Raw genomic sequence first — 19,562 nt, 5'->3', positions numbered from 1 at the left:
TAAACGGAGGCCGCCACTCGAAGTCTTCCTGCCGTATTACAGCCTCGCGAGCATCACAGCCCGACAGCGCCCGCCGACGACTCGTCGTGATGCCAGCGCCGCAACTCGGCGCCGGGTACCCACGTCGAATGGGTGCCGCTGGAAATACGTTCGGGCAGCTGTAGTTTGCACACCGGGCCGTCACCGACGCGGGCCGCGTCGAAGACCAGGCAGTAGGAGGTGTCGTCGTTCATGTCGGTGGTGAGCGTGACCAGATAGCCGTCGTCCTCAGCGGTGCCACCAACCCGTGGCGCCATCTGGGTTTCGCTTCCATAGACACCGTCACCGAACGAGTAGCCCTCCTGGTTTCCGGTGAGCAGGTCGTGTTTGACCAGTCCGTCGAACAGGAACCAGCCCGGTTTGCCGGTCGCGGCATAGGCGTAGCGGTACTGGCGCGTGGCGTAGCCGTCGTTGATCGTCCCGAACTCGGTGATGGACTCCGACAGCTGTTCTTCTTTCACCGCGCCGGTGACCAGGTTGAGCCGCCACCGGTGCAGCCGGGTTTGCAGGCGATCCAGGGCCAGGAAGCGAAACAGCTTCTCCCATTTGCTCCCGCCGGTGTCCAGCGGCTGGGGGTCGCCCTCGTAGAAGCCGTCGAGCACGATCTCGTCGCCGTCTTCGTAGGCGTTGGTGAAGTGCAGCACAAACGTCGGATCCGCCTCGAACCAGCGGATATCGGCGCTAGATCCCCGGCGCGGGATCACCGCGAACCGCGACGGCATGTCCGGATAGAAGCGCGGCAGGTGCACGTTGTGCTCGAGCAGCCGGGGATCCCAGAACAGCGGGAAATCGTTGAGAATGGCATAGTTTTCGGTGAACGCCATATCGTGGGGCAATCGCGGGCCGGGCAGCGGGATGTCGACGTAGTGTGCCAGCTCGTTGTTCTGGTCGACGACGCCGTAATGCATATACGGGTCTTGCTTGCTGTAATTGAAGAACAACAGCTCGCCGGTCTTGCCGTCGACCTTGGGATGAGCCGATACGCCCCAGCCGGACGGAAAGTGCCCGTTCCAGGTCTCCTTGCCCAGGGTGTTGCCCGAGTAGGGATCCAGCCGGTAGAGGTCGCCGCACTGGTAGAAGCTGGTCAGCGCGATGCCGCGGTGCACGATGACGTCGGTGCTCGACGCGTCCTTCATCAGGGTGCGAGCCCCCCAGCCGGTATCCCGCTTGGCGAATTGCACCGGCTCGGCCAGTCCCGGCCACAGCGGTCCACCCGCCTCGTTTTCGGCCAGGAAGCCCTCGGTCTGGACAAAACGGTTGCGGTAGAAGGCCTTTCCGTCGCGGAAGCCGACGACGTGCACCATGCCGTCGCCGTCGAACGGGTGGTAGGTCTTGAACGCCGGATGCAGCGGGTTCTCGGTGTTGCGCAGGTAGATGCCGTCCAGGTCGCGGGGGATCTCGCCCTCGACGGCGGTCAGCGCGTCGGCGTCCCACTCGGTGGTCTGTGGTCGCCACGGACCGGTGCGATAGGGGTGGTCGTCATCCTCGGGCAGGGTGGACAGGTATTTGCCGACGATCTCGACATTCATGTCATGCCCCTTCGCCAGTGCTCACGACGAAACTGACGGTGGTAGCGGTGCTGCCGCCGAAGTTCAGGGTGCCGAATCTTCGTGCGCCCTCGACCTGATAGTCACCGGCCGTGCCGCTGACCTGCTTGGCCGCGTCGAGAAGCATCCGCACGCCGGAGGCCCCGACCGGATGTCCGCCGCCGATGAGTCCACCGCTGGGGTTGATCGGAAGCCGCCCGCCGATCTCGATCTCGCCGTTTTCGATGGCTTTCCAGGATTCGCCCGGGCCGGTCAGTCCGATGTGGTCGATGGCCAGGTACTCGCTGGGGGTGAAGCAGTCGTGCACCTCGAACCCGTCGACGTCGTCGAGGCTCACCTGTGCACGGCGCAATGCGTCGAGCACGGCCGACCGCACATGGGGCAGCACGTAGGGGTCGTGAGCGGCGCGCTCGAGCTTCTGGCGCAAACCCAGCCCGACGGTGCGATGCCCCCAGCCGTCGATCCGGCCGATCGGGCGTGCGTCGGGATGGGCCCGCAGATAGGCGTCGTTGACCAGCACCACTCCCGCGCCGCCATCGGTCATCTGGCTGCAGTCCAGGCGGCGCAGCCGTCCTTCGGTGATCGGGTTGGTGGTGTCGTCGTCGGTGATCGGGTCGGGAATCGTCCAGCCCCGAGTCTGGGCGTTGGGATTGCGGCGGGCGTTGGCGTAGTTGACCGCGGCGATGGCCCGCAGGTGCGTGTCGTCCAAGCCGTAGCGCCGGTCGTATTCGTCGGCGACTTCGGCGAACATCGAAGGCCACAGGTAACGCGCCTCGGCACCCTCGTGGCCGGTCCACGCCGCCGCGCCCAAGTATTGCGCCGCGGTGTCACCGGGCACGGTCTTTTCCAATTCGAGGCCGACGACGAGCGCGCTGTCGTATGCGCCTGAGCGTAGGTCGGCCATCGCCGCCAGTGTGGCCACGCTGCCGGACGCGCACGCGGCCTCATGCCGGGAGGCCGGGGTGTCCCAGAGGCCGTCACACATGGTCGCCGGCATCGCTCCCAGATGGCCCTGAGCGGCGAACATCTCGCCGAAGGCATTAGCGACATGGACGACGCCGGTAGCGGCAATGTCGGCGGCGTCGACCCGGGCTTCAGTCAGCGTGCCGGCGACGACCTCTGCCGTCAGGTCGGCAAAGTCACGGCGTTCCTTGGTGAGGTTGCGAGCGAAATCGCTTTGGTAGCCGCCGAGAATCCACACGCCTGCAGTGCCGTCCATATGCGGCACGGTACCCCAGGTTGGTGCGTGCCTTCGGTGATATCGGTGAGCCGCGCAACCCCGCCCGTGAGGTGGGCGGCCCCATCGGCTCTCGGGCTGAACCGACGGGACCTGGGAAGGCGTAAAGGCCGGCCGATACGCCCCCCTCTTGTGGGACATTGCCATCGGCGGCGATTGACAAACATCTTCGCCAACACGGGCCTCAAGACTCGACGAATGGTGCTGAGCTGCTGCAACTCCGCAGATCGCGGGTGCAGCAGTACCGCCGGCTCAGCTAGTGCGGACGGTTGCCCGGTGTTCCTCCGGCGGGCGGCGGCTGCTGGATCACCACGACGGTGGGTTTGCGCCTGGGTTCCCCGTCCTCCTCCGCGGCAGCTTCGTTGGGGACGCGTGGCCCCGTGCCGCCGGCGCCGCGTCCGGCCAAACCCGCCAGCGCCATCCCGCTCAGCAGGCCCACCGGAGCCCCTCCCAGGTCTGTGGGTGCGGCGGTCAGGCCGGCGCTGGGCAGCGACTCGACCGCCAGCTTGATCTCTGGGGCGGCCATGGTCCAGCCGTGCGGCACCGACAACCCCCCTACCAGGGCCGCCTGGCCGGTACCCGCGGACACGGGTGCGCCAGCGACGCTTCGCTGCGACGACGCCAACACCTCGCGCTCCGAACTGATGGGCTCACCCTGCGTGGGTTGTATAGCGCCGGGGCTCGGGGCGGGACGAAATCCGTTGTAGCCGTAGTACCACGGTCTCGCGGTGTTCACCACTGATAGGGACAGGCTGGTAGTCCCGATGGCCGCGATGTAGAGGGCCAGCACATCCAGCTCCCCGATCGGGGTGGGGATGGTGATGCTGGCCGCCGGCGCGGGCAGCTGTGACGTCAGCGGAGACGACGCGGCCGCCGCGAGTAGTTGCAGCGTTTCGGGACCGATGGACGCTGCCGGTCCCGCGACGGCTGACGCGTCGGCACCCCCGGGGACCTGTGCGGCCTGGGACGCCGACGCCGTCGGGTCGGCGGTGTGCGCCGGTTGGCTGAAGGGCATCAGCGTCGACGCGGTCTCGGACGCTTCGGCGTACTGGTACATGACGGCGGCGTCCTGCGCCCACATCTCGGCATAGTCGGCCTGGATGGTCTCGATCGCCGGGGTGTTTTGGCCGAAGGTGTTCGTCGTGACCAGCAACGCCAATTGGCTGCGATTGGCAGCGATCACCGGCGGCGGCACCGCTGCGGCCCGCGCCGTTTCGTATGCCGCCGCCGCTGCCGATGCTTGGGCGGCGGTCTGCCGGGCCTGCTCCGCCGCGGCGCTCAACCATTCCGCATAGGGCGCGGCCGCAGCTGCCATCGATGCCGACGCGGGACCCAGCCACGACTCGAGCGTCAGCGCCGAGACCACCGAGGCATAGGAAACCGCTGCGGAGTTCAACACCGCGGTAAGGCTTTCCCACGCGGTGGCGGCCGTCAGCATGGGTCCAGACCCTGGACCCTCGTACAACAAGGCGGAATTCACCTCCGGCGGCAGCGCACCGAAGTCCGTGGCTAACACCCTTCTTGGCCAGTCTTGGCCGGGCTAACCGGCCGCGATGGCATTGGCGGCCTCGGTCGCCTCATATGAGTTGGCACTGGCGGCCAGGGCGGCAACGAAGGCCTGGTGAATCGCGGCAGCCTGGGTACTGATCGCCTGGTACAGCTGCGCGTGTGCGCTGAACCGCGCTGCCGTCAGCGCCGACACCTGGTCGGCCGCCGCGGGGGCGACGCTTGTCGTGTGGGCCGACGCGGCGACGTTTTGAGCGCTGACTGCCGATCCGATCTCCTGCAAATTCCCGGCCGCCGCCGCTAGTGTCTCCGGCTGGGTGACCACAAACGTCATCACATTCTCCTAACTCGCAGAAGCGCCGGATTGCCTGTCCGATAGGTGAATTAGATGGGCAGGTGCCCCGCAAACCGCGCAGGAAGGCACTCCGTAGCTGCAGAGTACTTCGTCGGGTGCTCGCTGAACCCCGGTTTGGCCGAGATCCATAGCTGATGGATAGGGAGGCTTGTGCTAGTCGAGCGCTATTCGAGCGCTATTCGGTGTCGGCGACGAGGGCGATCGGCTCGGGTCCGTGGTGATGCTCCTGCGGTAGCACGGGATTTCGTTCGGCAAACAGCCGCTGGGCGTCGGCGCGATCGACGTCGGCCAGGTCAACGCCGTTGGTCTCGCGGGCCACGAGGACGGCCAGGGCGCTGACCGAGGCGGCAGCCGCCAGGTACCAGGCAATGGGTGTGGCGGACTTGTAGGTGTCGAGCAGGCGAACGGCAATGATCGGCGCCAGCGAACCGGCCACGATGGAGGTGACCTGATAACCCAGCGAGACTCCGGAATAGCGCATCCGGGTCGGGAACATCTCGGCCATGGCTGCGGGCTGGGTTGCATACATCAGGCCATGGAAGACCAATCCGATAACCACGGCTGACACGATGATTGCGTTGCGACCGCTGTCCATCATCGGAAAAGCGAAGAAACCCCACGTGGCGGCGGTGACCGTACCGACGAAATAGATTGGGCGCCTGCCGAATCGGTCACTGAGATGTCCGGCCAGTGGGATGACGACGAAGTGTGCGGCATGGGCGGCCAGGAGCCACCACAGGATGGCCACGGTGTTGGCGTGCGCATGCACCTTGAGATAGGTGATGGAGAAAGTGACCACCAGGTAGTACATGGCGTTCTCCCCGAAGCGCATCCCCATCGCGGTGAAAACGGCACGCGGGTAACGCTTTAACACCTCGGTGAGGCCGAAAGACGCGGCGTTGGCGCGCTCGCTTTGCTGTTGCGCCGCCAGGAAGATCGGTGCGTCGGTGACCTTGGTGCGGATGTAGTAGCCGATCAGGACGACAACCGCCGACAACCAGAACGCCACGCGCCAGCCCCAGCTCAGGAACGCTGCATCCGACAATGTGGACGTGAGGACCAGCAGCACCACGGTGGCCAGCATGTTGCCGCCGGGGACTCCGGCCTGCGGCCAGCTCGCCCAGAAGCCACGGCTGGCATTGGGGCTGTGCTCGGCGACGAGCAGCACCGCACCGCCCCATTCGCCGCCGACGGCGAAACCTTGGATGAACCGCAGCGTCACCAGCAGCGCGGGAGCCCAGTAGCCGATCTGGGTGAAGGTCGGCAGGCAGCCCATGAGGAACGTGGCGGCGCCCACCAGCAACAGGCTCAGCTGCAGCAGCTTCTTGCGTCCGAACCGGTCCCCCAATTGACCGAAGACGATGCCACCGAGCGGGCGGGCGGCGAAGCCCACGGCATAGGTCACGAAGGCAGCGAGGATGGCGTCCAGGTCATTGCCGCTCTGGGCGAAGAACACCTTGCTGAACACCAGCGTCGCGGCGGTGCCGTAGAGGAAGAACTCATACCATTCGACGACGGTGCCGGCCATGGACGCCGCAACCACCCTGCGCAGGTACGTTCTTGGGAAACCGTCGGGCGGCAGACCCTCACTCACAGTCACCCGGCTTTCCTCCTCGCCGACCGCCCACCAAGGGGGGCCTGCGGCAGCGTAACCGGTCAGGAGTGATCGCGCAGCGCGGCGAGGTGATGAGGATGGCTGCTGTTTGCCGTGCGTTTTTGGACAGCACGGCAGTGTCTCGGCCCCCCGCGCGGTAACTACGGAGCCGGCGGGGCGGGCGGCAACGGGGGTGCTGAAGACGGCGACTGGAGCGTGGTCAGCGTGGGCGGCGGCGTGGTCGGGGTGGTTACGTCGACGGTGGCGGTCACGGTGTCCGTGCCCTCGGTTGCCGTGATGGTTGCGGGAGCCTGTTTGAAGTCGGTGTCCGCACTCGAGGTGCCGGTCATCCCGTAGCTCATGAGGGCCGCGGCTGCGACGCCGATGCTGGCCACGCCCAGTCCGGCGCCGATCGGCTTGAGCCGGATTGTGCGATCTGTCACGTGAAACTCCTGTCTTCTCGTTTGCGAACGGTCATTGCCGATTCCAGAAAAGGGCGGGGCGAGCTCCTTCTCGGGGGGCCGCTTCCAGTTGTTCGGCCCGCGGTCAATGGGCGTTACAAGTCACTCGCCCCGCTTGCGGTAGGCGGATGATGGGTTTGCCAGCTCGCGTAGCCAACCCGATCCGAGCGTGTCACCTCCTGCCTGTCACGTATGAAGTGCGATCCGTAATGCGACTCATTGTAAACCGTAATACGGATCTTTGAGAAGGACGTGGTTGGCCGCGGGCGGTCGGGGGAGTTGTGCGAGCTGCCCGCGGCTGGCGACGTCACCGGCCCAGGGTGGCGGTGAGCTGGGTGCGGCTGGGCGGGCGCGTCGTCGCCTCGCAGTGGCTGGCCACCGACGGGCCACAGGTCCCGACAACACGCCCGAAAGCGCCAACGCCTGGACGACACGCCGGTGCAATTTCGAGCCCGGGCGGTTGCAGCCAACCCTGAAACCGACTACCAGCGGATTAACTTCGATAACTGCCCTGCCGGGTGTGTCTTCCACAGCTTTGTCCACATGATCATTCACAGACCGGGTCGGCTCATCCCCAGGTTATTGACCGATTCATCCACACGACGTCCTTGTGCGGTGTCTAGTCGGTCGTAGCTTTCTAGGCATGACCACCTCGGCGGACCAATGCGAACAACACGCGATACGCGAGCCGTGTCCGAGGTGCGGCTGCCCAAACGGCACCATCACCACGCGCAACGGTCAAGACATCGTGAGATGCGCCCAGTGCCAAGGGTATTGCTACAACGCGCCACGGTCCGAGACAGGGCGGGAACGTCGATCGCTGAGCACTAGGCCGGGTACCAGGCCACGGCAGCGCAGCCGAATCTTCTTGCGCGACAACTTCGCCTGCGTCATGTGCCATCGCAGCGACGTTCCCCTGGAAGTGGGTCATCTCGTTTCCGTCCATGACGGCCACGTGGCGGGTCTGTCGGACGCCGACCTGACCAGTGACGAGAACCTGGCCACCATGTGCGCTGAATGCAACTCGGGCTTATCCAAGCGTTCGCTGCCGCCGCACCTGATCGCAGCAGCGATCTGGGCACACCGCCGGTTGCACCAGGGCCAACGTAGCCCACATCCCGCTTGACCAGATGGTGCTTGGACTTATGTCACAACTATGCACACACCTCGGGGCGGAATTTGCTGACCGCATACCACGCCGCCAACGGAGCGCACGGCATTCGGACCGGCATTCTGACCCCGGCCTCAATACCGCCCCTGAATTGCAAAAACATCTTCGTGCCCCCGGCAGGATTCGAACCTGCGACACCGGCTTTAGGAGAGCCGTGCTCTATCCCCTGAGCTACGAGGGCGGGGGACGTCTTAACTGACTAAACCTAGCTGAACCTTTCCCACGGTGTTCGGCGCGTCCTGATGCACGACGGAAGACGACAGCAGACGACGACAGGGATCGCCAAACGCAAGACCATCCCGGTTCGGCGTGGTCGCGTCCTGGTCGTCGGGCCGCCAAACCACCGCCGGCGCAGGGCAACCCAACCTACTGCATCGGTAGTCACACCGCCACGACGCGGATCAGCTTCTCCAGCCCCGCGAAGTCCTCGGCGTTTCGACTGTAGAGATCTAGGCCATTGGCGTGCGCCGTCGCGCCAATGAGCAGGTCCGCGAACCGGCTTCGCGGCTTTCGTCCTTCGTGCACCACGGCGGCAACGATGAGCCCGTAGCTGCGCACGGCGGCCCCGTCGAACGGAAGCGGCTCCAGCCGCGATTCCACCTCTTGCAACCGGGCCTGGCGTCTGGCCGCCTCGATCGGCGTCGTCGCCAGCAGCGGACCGGCGGCCAACTCGGCAACCGTAATGGCCGAAATCGCCATCTCGTCGGGCAGTGCGGCAACGATCGCCGGGTCGTGCCAGTCGACGACGACCGACGTGTCCAACAAGCCGGAGGTCACCTCACAGACCCTGGTCGATCAACCGGTCGAGGTCGGCACGGAACTGACGATGATCAATGCGCACCGCTGTGCTGGCCAGTGCGGCGACTTCGTCGCGAGTGATGAATCTGCGGCGGACGGCCCGCAGCGGGCGAAGTTCGGCCACCGGTTCGCCGTTGCGCGTCACCACGAACGTCTCACCCGCGGCCACCTCATCGATCACCTTGGCATTGTTGTTGCGGAGGTCGCGCTGGGGGATTGTCTTCGCCACGTAGCGAATCGTAGCATATTCTGCTACAGTGCGCTACGCCGGACCCCGCGCTGCCACCAGCCGATCGGTCGAACGCCGTGCGGACGTCGGAATCGATTGCGACAGTGCCCAACAGCGGCTTGAGGATCGCCTCGTATTCGTCGTTCATATGAGCGATCAGATCTTTGACGCTCCAACCGGCACAACGCGTGGGCAATCCGAGGTCGGCGTCGGTGACGCGGCCCGCTGCAACGGCATCCAATGCGTGAAAGTCAGTCATTAACAAAGCAATTCGACCCTAGTCGACGATGACTCCGCCAGTCAGGTTGGCAACCGTACCGGTCATTGCGGCGGCATGGTCGGAAGCCAGGAACACCGCCGCCTGCGCGAGTTCGGCCAGGGTAGTTGCGCGTTTGCGATGGCTATTGGCGGCCATGGTCGCCGCGAATTCCTCGCTGGTGACGTGATAAGCGTTGGCGTGCAATCCGAAGACGACGTCGATCGTCGGGGTTTTCTCGATGCCCGTGGTTCGCAGGCACACCGCACGCACCCCATAGGACGCCCACTCCGCCGAAAAGGCACGGTTGAGCGCTTCCATGGCCGCCCAGGCCGGGCTCATGCCGCCCAGCAGCGGTATGCCCAACCGCGCCGGTTCCGGGGTGTGCATCAAGACCACGCCCGATTTCTGGTCGATCATGTGCCGGGCGGCGGCTCGACCGGTCACAAAGTGCGCCCGCGCATAGGTGGTGATCGGCAGCGAGAAGCTCTCCACCGCCAGGTCGGTGAGCGGGATCCCCTGCATGCCCTGTTGCGGAATACCGATGGCGTTGAACGAAATATCGATCGTCGCCGCCTCGTCGACGACGGCGTCGAGGTGGCTGGTCACCGCCCGCTCGTCGAGCGCGTCGACCCGAGCCGCTTGCGCCGACCCGCCGGCAGCGCGAATCTCGTTGGCGAGCGCGTCGATACCGTCGAGGTGACGTCCGGTCACAAAGACGCGGGCCCCCTCGCGGGCGAACGCGCGGGCCACCGTGCTTCCCACGGCTCCGCCGGCCCCGTAGATGACCGCGTTCTTGTCGTCGAGCAACATGGGTGTTCTCCTTTCGCCGCCGCGGCGGCAGTGGTGTGGATCTGGAAAAGTTCAGGGCGCCGGCGTCAGCCCGGCGCCGGTGAGCAGGTAGGCCGGCGCAACGGTCGACGGGTCCGCCACGACGAGGCCCACCAGGGCCGAACCGGCGATCTCCGGGGTCAACACGTTCCCCAGTTGCCGCACGAAGGCCGCTTCGGGCTGGCCGCTGCGGGCCGCGTACGCCCGGATCCCGCGGCGGCCGACGTCACCGAACGGGGTCATCCGGGGCAGCACCGTCGTGATGCTGATGTCCAGGTCAGCCCGGCGGGCCTCCTCCTGGGCGTATCCGGCGATGAACCGCTGGGTGGCCTTGGCCCCCGCGTAGCCTCCACTGGCCGGTGACCCGTTGATGGCCGCTCCGCTGCTGACCACCACCACCCGGCTGCCCGGCGGCAGCGGCTGCAGCAGCGCTTCACGCAGCCAGATGAACGCGATCTTGACGTCGGTATGCCAGTTGACCGAAAAGGTCTCCCACGTCTGGTGGTGCAGCGGACGCATCACCGGGCGGCTCCCGCGACCAGGACCAGACTGTGTGGCCGGTAGCGGTCCAGCAGGCTGCATGCCAGCGTCGCGTCGGCCGCGTCGGCGACCTCGACGCGAATGTTCGGGCTTGTCTGCGATAGCTCGGTAAGCGCCCGGTCATTCCTGGCGACGGCAACCACCTGGGCGCCCGCGTCGGCGAACGCACCAGCGATCCCGCGTCCCAAGCCGCGGCTTGCCCCACCACCACGGCCGTCGTGCCGGATAGGTCACTCATCGTTGTGCTCTCTTCTGCTACTGGACCGGCTGGGGATCCAGCAATTCCGCGTATTGGCGCTCGAGCATTTTGGCCGCACCGATGCGCCAGCTATGGGCCACCGACTCCGACATCGGATCCGGGAATATCTCGTCTTCTGCGCGCTGTACCCCGTCAAAGATGGCTCTCGCCAACGACTTTGGGGCGGCCTTGGGGATGTCGAAGCCGCGGGTCATGTCGGTGTCCACCGGGCCGGTCAGCACGGCGTGGACCCGAACGCCGCGCCCGGCCAGCAGGACGCGCAACGACTGCGTCAGGTTGAACGCGGCCGCCTTGGAGATCGAATACGCGGGGATGACCGGCAACGGCGCGACCGCGTTGACCGACAGGTTGTTGACGACGGCTCCGCGCGACCGCATCAGCAACGGCAGGAACGCCTGCGTCACGTCAAAGGTGCCGACCAGGTTCACCGCGAGATGGCGCTCCAGCACCGATCGGTCGCTGAGGTCGTCGTAATCGGCGACGCCCGCGTTGTTGACCAGAATGTCGAGAGCCTTGACCTGGTCGACTGCGCGCTGGATCTGCGCGGCATCGGTCACGTCCAGGGTCAACGGCGTGGCACGGGCATCCGGGTGCGTCCCGGGCCGGCGCGCCGCGGCGTACACGCGCCGCGCGCCTCTGTTCAGGGCCTCGTGGACCAGTGCCTGACCGATTCCGCGGTTGGCCCCGGTCACAAACACCGCCTTGTCGCCTTCGTGACCGCGCTGCAGCTGCCGCCCGCTCGTCAGCGCGCCGTGCTCATCCTGCGCGAGGTGCTCGGATACCACGCCAACGAAGTTGCCGAAATGCTCGACAGCACAGTCGAATCGGTGAACAGTGCCCTCAAACGGGCCCGCGCCGCGTTGCAGCGCGGCATGGCGCCAGCGGGCGACGCGGGGCCTCCTGTGCCGACTCACCGGCCGAACGGGCGCTGGTGGCGAAGTTCGTCCACGCTTACCAGTCCGGTGATGTCGATGCACTCGTCGAGCTGCTGACCGACGATGTCCGGGTGTCCATGCCGCCGATTCCACTGGAATACCACGGCCGCGACACCGTCGCCCGCTTCTACGCCACCGTCTTCCAAGCCGGCCGCGCTTATGATCTGGTGCCCACTCGGGCCAACGGTCAGCTGGCGTTCGGGGCCTACCTTCGATCGGGCAGCGGTGTCCGCCACGGCGCCGGCCTGCTCGTGCTCACCCTGGCAGGCGAGCGGATCCGCGCGCTCACCCGGTTCGACTGCGACGTACTCCCGTCGCTCGGGCTGCCGCGATCGCTTCCCGGCCGACGGGGGATCGCCGCGTTGCATGCACAGATCCATGCATGTATACATGCATTGTGGCCACCAAGACGATATCGATCGATCTCGACGCGTACGAGCGTCTTCGGGCGGCTCGGCGTTCGCCGAACGAATCGTTCTCCCAGGTCATCAAGCGGGCACACTGGCGCAACGAAATGCCCACGGCAGCAGCCCTTCTCGATGCACTCGCTGAGCTACCGACGGTTACCGGCGACGTTCTCATGCGCCTCGATGACGCACAGCACGCCGATGCGCCACCTGAGGATCCATGGCTCTGCGGGTGAGCGTCGACACGACGTTTCTGATCGACCTGCAGCGCGAACGATCCACTGGCGACGACGACGGTGCTGCGCATCGATTCCTCAAACGCTCGCCGGACGCCGAGCTTTACCTGTCCACGATCGCGCTCGGCGAGTTCGCCGAAGGGTTCGACGGGGAGCAGCACCCAATCCTCAACACCATGCGCGACGGGCATGTCCTCGTTCCGGTGGATGATCAGATCGCGTTTACCTACGCGAGAATAGTGCGTGAGTTGCGTCGCCGCGGCGAACTGATCGGCACCAACGACCTCTGGATCGGTTGTACGAGTTTGCGTTTGGGCATCCCGATCGTCACCGCCAACGTGGCGGATTTCCGGTGTATCGACGGCCTTGGCATCGTGCAGTACCGCTGACCCGGTTGCGTCTGCCAGTCCGAGGCTCGCCACCAACCGTTCAACGCAGCTCGGCGATCACCTTCGCGAAGTTGTCCATGTGACTGTCCTGCACGGTGAACGACGTCACGCCGTATCTGTCGCGGTATCCGGACAACGTGTCGGCGATCTCCCGCGGCGACCCGCTGAGCACCGAGTGCAGCGCCAGTATTTCCTTGTCGGACAAATCGGGCGTGTACCTGCGGGTCAGCGCCAGATTCGGGATGCGCTGACCCTCGGCCGGCACCGCCGTGATCGCCAGGTTCAGCTCGAGCGCCTCGAACCGCTCGCCCGCGGCTCTGCGGACGAACTCGACCCGCTCGGCCAGCGGGTCTTCGGCGTCGTGCACCCTGGCGCCGGTCAGTCCGATGATGTCGGCGTGCCGGGCGGCCAGCGTCATCACCCGGTCGCCGTTTCCGGCGATCAGAATCGGCACCTCAGGATGATGCTCTTTGAGGTAGGCCGTCATGTGTTCGAGATAGTCGACCCGCGCTCCGGCGCTGGGGTAGGGCAACTCGGCGGCGTCGAACTCCTCGCGGACGTAACCGGTGCCCAGGCCCACCTCGAGCCGGTGGTTGCTGAGCAGGTCCAGCGCCTCGACCTCGCGACTGAGCAGGGCCGGCTTGTAGAACCCGGCATTGAGCACGTACATGCTCAGCCGGATTCTCGTAGTGACCATGGCCGCCGCGGTCAGCGTCGGAAAGGGCGCCGCCGCGCCGAGATGATCGGGCACGCACAAGATGTCGAACCCGAGATCTTCGGCCCGCCGCACCTTCGCGTGCAGCGCGGTCCGCGATTTGATGAAGCGAACACTGACTCCGAAGCGAAAGTCCTTGGCCACCAACAACCTCCGTTCACTCGCCGCGACGACACTTACCAGGAACGCGCCGTGGCCACCAGTCCTACCACCAGTGCGGCGGTGACCGGGGACAGGCCGTCGGGTCCCGGCAGGGGACTGCGTGGGCTGAGCCCCCGCACGCGCGCCGACAGCTCCAGTTGGGTTCCGCCGCTACGTACCCGGTTGACCGGATTGCCGGGGTGCAGGCCACGCAGCTCCAGCGGAATGGCCTCCAGATCAGTGACGACCTGGTAGCCGGGCAGCTGGAGGTGTCGGGCAAGGTGGGCGGCCAGCGCGCGGTTGCCGCCCCCGGCCAGCAGCTGTGTTCCCCGTCCGATGCGGCCGTAGCCGTGCAGGGAGACCGCGACGTCGACGTGGTCCAGGAACTCCGCGAGCCGCGCCGACTCGGCGGGGTCGAACCGGGCCGAGGGCAGGTGGTGCGGATATCGGTCGGGATGCCGAACGAGATACACCGATGCGTCGGCGGCCTCGGCGGCGCGTTCGGCGATCACATCGGTCATCTTTTCCAGGTCGCCGCCGTGGATGGCAAGAAAGCCGAAACGCGACCGCAGCCTGCTGATCTCGCGTACTCCGGGTTCGCGCAACAGCGCTGAAAGTGATTGCGGCGCGGGCTCCGACGTGGCTTGCGGGTTGGGACTGGGCCAGCGCGCGGGATCCCAGCGGTGCAGAAAGTCGATCCAGCGTTGCGGTAGCCCGTGGTGGACGGCGCCGTCGATGACGCGGGGCAGATAGCCGGGCCGGGGCGGGCCAGCAGTGACCCGGTGGTCGATGTACACCCAGGCCGGCGTCGGTCCGGTGTCGGTGTGCACGCTGCACCGGTAGCGCCGGTAGCGCACGGGCACCCCCTCGGCGCTGTCCAGGGTGGCCAGGTCGTGGTCGGAGACCTGCCAGAGCACCCCGTGCACCTGGCTTCCGGTGAACGGCGCGACGGTGGCTACCCCGCGCTGGTTGATCAGCCAGTCGTGGTCCGACAGCACCGCGGGCCGCGGATCAGTCGCGTCCGGGCAGCGCGCCGCCATCTGGCGGACGCACAGGTTGGAGCCGTATGCGAAGTAGGGCTGGTGACCGGTCACCATGAGATCGCGACGCGGATGCCGGGTAGCAAAGCTGACCTCCCGCGGGCTCAGGGACGACGACGTTACTCATCTTGCCCTACCTGCGGAAATAGCCGTCCCGAATCCGGTGACGCAGGCCGGACAAACGATCCGATTACCCCACCACCGTCAGGCAAATCAGCACCGCGTTGAGCAGGCTGATCATCACTGCGACGACCCAGCCGACGGCGGTGGTGGCGCGGTGGTTGGTATCGCTACCCATCACCTGCGGGTCGCTGGTCAGCCGCACCAGCGGCAGCACCGCGAACGGTATGCCGAACGACAGCACCACCTGCGAAAGCACCAGCGTGCGGGTCGGGTCGACACCGATCGCCAGGAGCGCCACCGCAGGGCACAACGTGACCAACCGGCGCACCGCCATCGGGACAGACCAGTGCAGCAGTCCCTGCATGATCGTCGCCCCGGCGTAGGCGCCCACCGAAGCCGACGCCAGACCCGACGCCAGCAATCCGATCGCGAACAGCGCCGCGATCGTCGCACCCAACGTGGCGTGCACGGCGGCGTAGGCGCCTTCGATCGACGCGGTATCGCCGCGACCGCGCATGTTGAGGGCGGCGACCAGCAGCATGGCGGCGTTCACCCCGCCGGCCAGCACCATCGCCAGGCCGACGTCCCAGCGGGTGACCCGCAGCAGCCGCCGCCGGAACGGCCCCGGTTCGGGGTGCCCGTGCCGGTCGCGGGCCAGACCCGAATGCAGATACACCGCGTGCGGCATGACGGTGGCACCCAGGATGGCGGCGGCCAGAAGCACGCTCTCGGTTCCGCGGAACCGCGGGATCAAGCCGGCCAGGACGGCATCGGATGGTGGTGTCGCAACGAAGAAGCTGGCGGTGAAGCCGACGGCGATGACCATCAGCAAACCGGTGATTACCCGTTCGAACAGGCGCTGGCCGCGGCGGTCCTGCACCGTCAACAGCAGCAGCGAGATGACCCCGGTGATGATCCCGCCGATGGGCAGCGGCACGTCGAACAGGATGCGCAGCGCGATAGCCCCGCCGATGACCTCGGCCACGTCCGTTGCCATCGCGACGGCCTCGGCCTGCGCCCAGTAGGCGAGCCGGGCCGGACGGCCCATCCGCTTGCCGATCGCTTCGGGCAGGGAGTCGCCCGTCACCAGCCCCAGCTTCGCCGACAGGTACTGGACCAGTCCGGCCATCACGTTGGCGACGACGATCACCCACAGAAGGAGATAACCGAACTGGGTGCCGGAGCTGACGTTGGCGGCGACGTTTCCGGGGTCGACGTAGGCGATTGCCGCGACAAAGGCCGGTCCCAGCAGGTACCAGCTGGCCTTGAACGAAGCCTGGGTGTCCTGCGCCAACTCACCGACCTTTGATCCACGGCACCTAATAGAAAAGTGAGGCTAGCCGAAACCTGTCCGGCGGGGCCACCGCGCGCGGTCCGATCAGTCACCCGCGGCGTATAGGCCCTTACCGGTGATCAAGGGCAGGTCGAGCGTCGTGCGGATACCCGGTTCGGCGGCCACCACCGCCGGGATCGCGTTGACCAGCCGCATCGCCGTGGCGACCAGTCCGGCATGGTTGTGGTCGCCGTGGCGGCTGCTCAGACAGATGTCCACGGCGTAGGAAGGTTCGCCGGTGATCTCGATGCGATACGAGCCGCCCGGCTGTGCGGGCTGCGGCCAATCCGGGCACAGGTCTTCGCGCAGCCGGGTGACGTGTTCGAGTACCACGGCGGGTGCGCCGTCGACCAGACCCAACACCTCGAACCGCAGGGCGGCGGCACTGCCTTGGGGAATGTGACCCGCGGCGATGTCGAAGGCCTCCGGAGCCGGTTCCCGGACGTACATCTCCTCGACGACGCCGACCGAAAGGCCAAGGCCGGCAGCAAGCTGGCGCACCACCGAACCCCACGCCAAACTCAGCACACCGGGCTGCAGCAGCATCGGAATCTCGTCGATCGGCTTGCCGAATCCCATCACGTCGAACATGACCACGGCACTGTCATAGGTGGCGTAGTCGACGATCTCCATGCAACGGATTTGCTCGATGCTCTGGCAGGTGCCGGCCAGTGCCAGCGGCAGCAGGTCGTTGGCGAAACCCGGGTCGATGCCGCTGACATAGAGGCTCGAATTACCTTCGCGCGCAGCATCTTCCAGGGGCTTGACGAGCTCGTCGGGAATTACCTGCCACGGGTACTGCAGGAAAACCGGTCCACTGCCGACGACGTTCACCCCGGCCGCCAGGACCCGCCGATAGTCGTCCAGCGCCTCGGAGAGCCGGTTGTCGGCCATCGCGTTGTAGACGGCGCACTGCGGTCCGCTCGCCAGTACCGCGTCCAGGTCGGTGCTGGCCTTGACGCCGGTGGCTTGGGTGAATCCGGCGAGCTCGGCGGCGTCCTTTCCCGCCTTCGCTTCCGACGACACCCACACCCCGGTGAGCTCGTAGGCCGGGTTGGTGATGAGCGCCCGCAGCGAATGAATGCCGACGTTGCCGGTGCCGAGCTGGACGACGGGTATGGGCATGCTGGCTCCTTACGGGTTGGACCGCGAGCAGCCGCAAAAGCGCTCGACACGCCGGGCGTGTCGGGGCTTTTGCGGCTGCTCGCGGGTCACGGGCTTACAGGTCCGGGACGGGGATGTCCAGGTTGGGGCGAGTGAGGCCGCCGTCGACCTCCAACGTCTTGCCGGTCAGAAAGCTGCTCGCGGGCGATGCCAAATACACTGCGGCAGCGGCGATGTCGACGGGATCGCCGAGCCGGCGCAGCGGTGTGGCCTGCTCCATCGGCGCGCGCAGCTCGTCGTTGGCGGCCACCACGTCCAGCGCGGAGGTGAGGATCGACCCCGGGGCGATCGCGTTGACCCGGATGCGTGGACACAGATCCAAGGCCGCCAGCCGGGTGTAGTGGGCCAGGGCGGCCTTGGCGGTGCCGTAGGCGGCGAAACCACGTCCGGCGAGCCGGCCCATGGTCGAGGTGATGTTGATGATGCTGCCGCCGCCCGAGTGCTCCAGCATCAGCGGCACGGCCGCGACGGTGAGCGCGTGGGCGGTGGCGACGTTGAAGGTGAAAGCGTCCCTGAGGTCCTTGGTGGAGGTGGTCAGCAACGTGTTGGGCATGGTGCCGCCGACGTTGTTGACGACGATGTCCAGTCTTCCGAACGCCTCGACCGCCTGACCGGCCAGCTCCGCGGTGACCTCGGGATGGGCCAGGTCGGCCGCAACGACGTGGGCGCGCCGCCCGATGGCGCGCACCCCTTCGGCGACCTCGTCCAGCTGGGATCGCGTTCGCGAGGCGATGACCACGTCGGCGCCGGCCTCGGCGAAAGCCAACGCGATAGCCGCGCCCAGGCCGCGGCCACCTCCGGTGATGACGGCGACTTTGCCGTCGAGACGAAACCTGTCGAGGATCACTGCGGCCTCGCTTCAGTTGTCGGCCGAGACGGCAGCGACCCTCGCCGTCTGGGCTGCAGGTATTTCTGGAACGGGTTCTACTTTCTCACAGCGGCGCAAAGATGTAACGGCTCCGGATACCCCGATCGGCCCGGTCGGGTTAGACGAACGCCATGTGTCTGCACGGCGGCTGACTGATGAACTGGTTTAAGACTGCCGATTGTTACGGTAGCCTCGTGGCTGCGAGGAAAGCGGCTGGTTTGCGGGCCGTGGCCAAGTGCGGTCCGGCGAATGTCTACCGTTAGGAATTGAATTGAAACTCAACGGATTTGGCGCCACGCTGAGTATCCTGGCTTCGGGCGCTCTGCTCTTGTCGGGGTGCGGCAGCGACAACAACCCGAGCGGGGGCGGCTCGGCGGCAGGCCAATCGTCGGGCAACGTGAACTGCGGCGGGAAGAAGACACTCAAGGCCAGCGGGTCCACGGCCCAGGCCAACGCGATGACGCGCTTTGTCAAGGCATTCGAGCAGGCCTGCCCGGGTCAGACGCTCAACTACACGGGCAATGGTTCGGGTGCCGGAATCAGCGAATTCAACGGGAACCAAACCGATTTCGGTGGTTCGGATTCACCGCTGAGCAAGGACGAGGCCGCGGCGGCGCAACAGCGCTGCGGCGGCTCGCCGGCGTGGAATCTGCCGGTGGTGTTCGGTCCGATCGCGGTCACCTACAACATCAGCGGTGTCAGCTCGTTGAACCTGGACGGTCCCACCCTGGCAAAGATCTTCAACGGCACCATCACCACCTGGAACGATCCGGCGATCCAGGCCCTCAACTCGGGCACCAACCTGCCCGCGACCCCCATCCACGTGGTGTTCCGTAGCGACGAGTCCGGCACCACGGACAACTTCCAGCGCTACCTTGACGCCGCCTCCAACGGCGCGTGGGGCAAGGGCGCCGGAAAGGCATTCGCAGGCGGTGTCGGCGAGGGCGCCAAGGGCAACGACGGCACATCGGCCGCGGTGAAGGGCACCGAAGGGTCCATCACCTACAACGAGTGGTCGTTCGCTCAGGCGCAGCGCCTGAACATGGCCAAGATCGTCACCACGGCCGGTCCCGAAGCGGTGTCGATCAGCGCCGAGTCGGTAGGAAAGACGATCGCGGGAGCCACGATCAAGGGACAGGGCAACGACCTGGTGCTGGACACGGTGTCGTTCTACCGGCCGACGCAGCCCGGTTCTTACCCGATCGTGCTGGCTACCTACGAAATTGTCTGTTCCAAGTACCCTGACTCCCAAGTCGGTACCGCGGTGAAAGCGTTCCTGCAGTCGACCATCGGCGCCGGTCAGAATGGGCTGGCCGACAACGGCTATATCCCTATTCCGGACGGGTTCAAGTCGAGGTTGTCGACCGCGGTGAACGCCATCGCCTGAT

23 protein-coding genes, 1 tRNA gene and 1 pseudogene are annotated in these 19,562 nt (G+C 66.4%); 6 read left to right on the top strand and 19 right to left on the bottom strand.

Annotated elements, in window-relative coordinates:
* Positions 1–53: 53 nt before the first annotated feature.
* The 6 genes from EET10_RS22940 to EET10_RS22915 all read right to left on the bottom strand — a co-directional run bounded on the left by EET10_RS22940 (position 54) and on the right by EET10_RS22915 (position 6,721).
* Entirely contained in the window at positions 54–1,568 is a 1,515-nt protein-coding gene (locus tag EET10_RS22940) for a carotenoid oxygenase family protein (RefSeq protein WP_036402107.1), read from the bottom strand.
* A 1-nt stretch (position 1,569) separates the two neighbouring features.
* On the bottom strand, positions 1,570–2,805 hold the full coding sequence (locus EET10_RS22935) for an acetyl-CoA acetyltransferase (RefSeq protein ID WP_036402104.1): 1,236 nt from the start codon (positions 2,803–2,805) through the stop codon (positions 1,570–1,572).
* Positions 2,806–3,079: 274 nt separating this feature from the next.
* Positions 3,080–4,339 carry a PPE family protein gene (locus tag EET10_RS22930; protein WP_122502525.1) on the bottom strand — a complete coding sequence of 420 codons (1,260 nt, stop codon included), beginning with the start codon at positions 4,337–4,339 and terminating at the stop codon, positions 3,080–3,082.
* Positions 4,340–4,363: 24 nt separating this feature from the next.
* Positions 4,364–4,663, bottom strand: a complete 300-nt coding sequence (locus EET10_RS22925) for a PE family protein (protein ID WP_036402100.1) — start codon at positions 4,661–4,663, stop codon at positions 4,364–4,366.
* Positions 4,664–4,859: 196 nt separating this feature from the next.
* Positions 4,860–6,284 carry an MFS transporter gene (locus EET10_RS22920; RefSeq protein ID WP_081260714.1) on the bottom strand — a complete coding sequence of 475 codons (1,425 nt, stop codon included), beginning with the start codon at positions 6,282–6,284 and terminating at the stop codon, positions 4,860–4,862.
* A gap of 155 nt (positions 6,285–6,439) precedes the next feature.
* Entirely contained in the window at positions 6,440–6,721 is a 282-nt protein-coding gene (locus tag EET10_RS22915) for a hypothetical protein (protein WP_036402097.1), read from the bottom strand.
* Positions 6,722–7,631: 910 nt separating this feature from the next.
* On the opposite strand from EET10_RS22915, the gene EET10_RS29745 reads away from it, so the two are divergent.
* Positions 7,632–7,865 carry a hypothetical protein gene (locus tag EET10_RS29745; protein ID WP_218028483.1) on the top strand — a complete coding sequence of 78 codons (234 nt, stop codon included), beginning with the start codon at positions 7,632–7,634 and terminating at the stop codon, positions 7,863–7,865.
* A gap of 153 nt (positions 7,866–8,018) precedes the next feature.
* On the opposite strand, the gene EET10_RS22905 is transcribed toward EET10_RS29745, so the two are convergent.
* From EET10_RS22905 to EET10_RS22875, 8 genes are all read right to left on the bottom strand, one after another.
* Positions 8,019–8,091: transfer RNA gene (locus EET10_RS22905), tRNA-Arg, on the bottom strand.
* A 200-nt stretch (positions 8,092–8,291) separates the two neighbouring features.
* The gene (locus EET10_RS22900; protein ID WP_036402091.1) at positions 8,292–8,687 is read right to left on the bottom strand and encodes a type II toxin-antitoxin system VapC family toxin; all 396 of its coding nucleotides are present in this window, start codon (positions 8,685–8,687) and stop codon (positions 8,292–8,294) included.
* 1 nt (position 8,688) lies between these two features.
* Positions 8,689–8,937, bottom strand: a complete 249-nt coding sequence (locus EET10_RS22895; protein ID WP_036402089.1) for a type II toxin-antitoxin system Phd/YefM family antitoxin — start codon at positions 8,935–8,937, stop codon at positions 8,689–8,691.
* A complete protein-coding gene (locus EET10_RS32430) occupies positions 8,879–9,196 on the bottom strand; it encodes a maleylpyruvate isomerase N-terminal domain-containing protein (protein WP_122502523.1) in 318 nt (105 codons plus the stop codon). The genes EET10_RS22895 and EET10_RS32430 overlap by 59 nt, the downstream gene beginning before the upstream one ends.
* An 18-nt stretch (positions 9,197–9,214) precedes the next feature.
* Positions 9,215–10,006, bottom strand: coding sequence for an SDR family NAD(P)-dependent oxidoreductase (locus tag EET10_RS22885; protein WP_122502522.1), 792 nt, complete (start codon positions 10,004–10,006; stop codon positions 9,215–9,217).
* Positions 10,007–10,057: 51 nt separating this feature from the next.
* On the bottom strand, positions 10,058–10,546 hold the full coding sequence (locus EET10_RS22880; RefSeq protein WP_246013679.1) for a Rossmann-fold NAD(P)-binding domain-containing protein: 489 nt from the start codon (positions 10,544–10,546) through the stop codon (positions 10,058–10,060).
* Complete coding sequence (locus tag EET10_RS31160) at positions 10,543–10,752, bottom strand: Rossmann-fold NAD(P)-binding domain-containing protein (protein WP_246013678.1); 210 nt, start codon at positions 10,750–10,752, stop codon at positions 10,543–10,545. Before EET10_RS31160 ends, EET10_RS22880 begins: the two co-directional genes overlap by 4 nt.
* 67 nt (positions 10,753–10,819) lie before the next feature.
* Complete coding sequence (locus EET10_RS22875) at positions 10,820–11,515, bottom strand: SDR family NAD(P)-dependent oxidoreductase (protein ID WP_246013677.1); 696 nt, start codon at positions 11,513–11,515, stop codon at positions 10,820–10,822.
* Here EET10_RS22875 and EET10_RS31155 point away from each other — a divergent pair.
* The 4 genes and pseudogenes from EET10_RS31155 to EET10_RS22860 all read left to right on the top strand — a co-directional run bounded on the left by EET10_RS31155 (position 11,414) and on the right by EET10_RS22860 (position 12,790).
* Entirely contained in the window at positions 11,414–11,815 is a 402-nt protein-coding gene (locus tag EET10_RS31155; protein WP_246013676.1) for a sigma factor-like helix-turn-helix DNA-binding protein, read from the top strand. The two genes, EET10_RS22875 and EET10_RS31155, sit on opposite strands and share 102 nt — an antisense overlap.
* A pseudogene (locus EET10_RS31150) lies at positions 11,755–11,943 on the top strand (nuclear transport factor 2 family protein); the annotation flags it as partial. The gene EET10_RS31155 and the pseudogene EET10_RS31150, both read left to right, overlap by 61 nt.
* A gap of 212 nt (positions 11,944–12,155) precedes the next feature.
* Positions 12,156–12,401, top strand: coding sequence for an antitoxin VapB family protein (locus tag EET10_RS22865; RefSeq protein WP_036402301.1), 246 nt, complete (start codon positions 12,156–12,158; stop codon positions 12,399–12,401).
* On the top strand, positions 12,386–12,790 hold the full coding sequence (locus tag EET10_RS22860) for a type II toxin-antitoxin system VapC family toxin (protein WP_036402082.1): 405 nt from the start codon (positions 12,386–12,388) through the stop codon (positions 12,788–12,790). The genes EET10_RS22865 and EET10_RS22860 overlap by 16 nt, the downstream gene beginning before the upstream one ends.
* Positions 12,791–12,830: 40 nt before the next feature.
* Here the strand turns inward: EET10_RS22860 and EET10_RS22855 are convergent, their stop codons facing one another.
* The 5 genes from EET10_RS22855 to EET10_RS22835 all read right to left on the bottom strand — a co-directional run bounded on the left by EET10_RS22855 (position 12,831) and on the right by EET10_RS22835 (position 18,153).
* Entirely contained in the window at positions 12,831–13,655 is an 825-nt protein-coding gene (locus tag EET10_RS22855; protein WP_081260715.1) for an LLM class F420-dependent oxidoreductase, read from the bottom strand.
* A 26-nt stretch (positions 13,656–13,681) separates the two neighbouring features.
* A complete protein-coding gene (locus EET10_RS22850; RefSeq protein ID WP_122502521.1) occupies positions 13,682–14,743 on the bottom strand; it encodes a poly-gamma-glutamate hydrolase family protein in 1,062 nt (353 codons plus the stop codon).
* A 133-nt stretch (positions 14,744–14,876) separates the two neighbouring features.
* The gene (locus tag EET10_RS22845; protein ID WP_244602063.1) at positions 14,877–16,133 is read right to left on the bottom strand and encodes an Nramp family divalent metal transporter; all 1,257 of its coding nucleotides are present in this window, start codon (positions 16,131–16,133) and stop codon (positions 14,877–14,879) included.
* A 54-nt stretch (positions 16,134–16,187) separates the two neighbouring features.
* On the bottom strand, positions 16,188–17,267 hold the full coding sequence (locus EET10_RS22840) for an NAD(P)H-dependent amine dehydrogenase family protein (protein WP_036402077.1): 1,080 nt from the start codon (positions 17,265–17,267) through the stop codon (positions 16,188–16,190).
* A 94-nt stretch (positions 17,268–17,361) separates the two neighbouring features.
* Complete coding sequence (locus EET10_RS22835; protein WP_036402074.1) at positions 17,362–18,153, bottom strand: SDR family oxidoreductase; 792 nt, start codon at positions 18,151–18,153, stop codon at positions 17,362–17,364.
* Between the two features lie 292 nt (positions 18,154–18,445).
* Between EET10_RS22835 and pstS the strand changes: the two genes are divergently transcribed.
* Positions 18,446–19,561, top strand: coding sequence for a phosphate ABC transporter substrate-binding protein PstS (pstS, locus tag EET10_RS22830; protein WP_036402072.1), 1,116 nt, complete (start codon positions 18,446–18,448; stop codon positions 19,559–19,561).
* Position 19,562: the final 1 nt, after the last annotated feature.

Origin of the sequence: Mycobacterium pseudokansasii (assembly GCF_900566075.1) — a bacterium.
Taxonomy (GTDB): domain Bacteria; phylum Actinomycetota; class Actinomycetes; order Mycobacteriales; family Mycobacteriaceae; genus Mycobacterium; species Mycobacterium pseudokansasii.
Note: the sequence above shows the minus strand (reverse complement) of the source record. Positions and strands in the feature narration are given on the sequence as shown.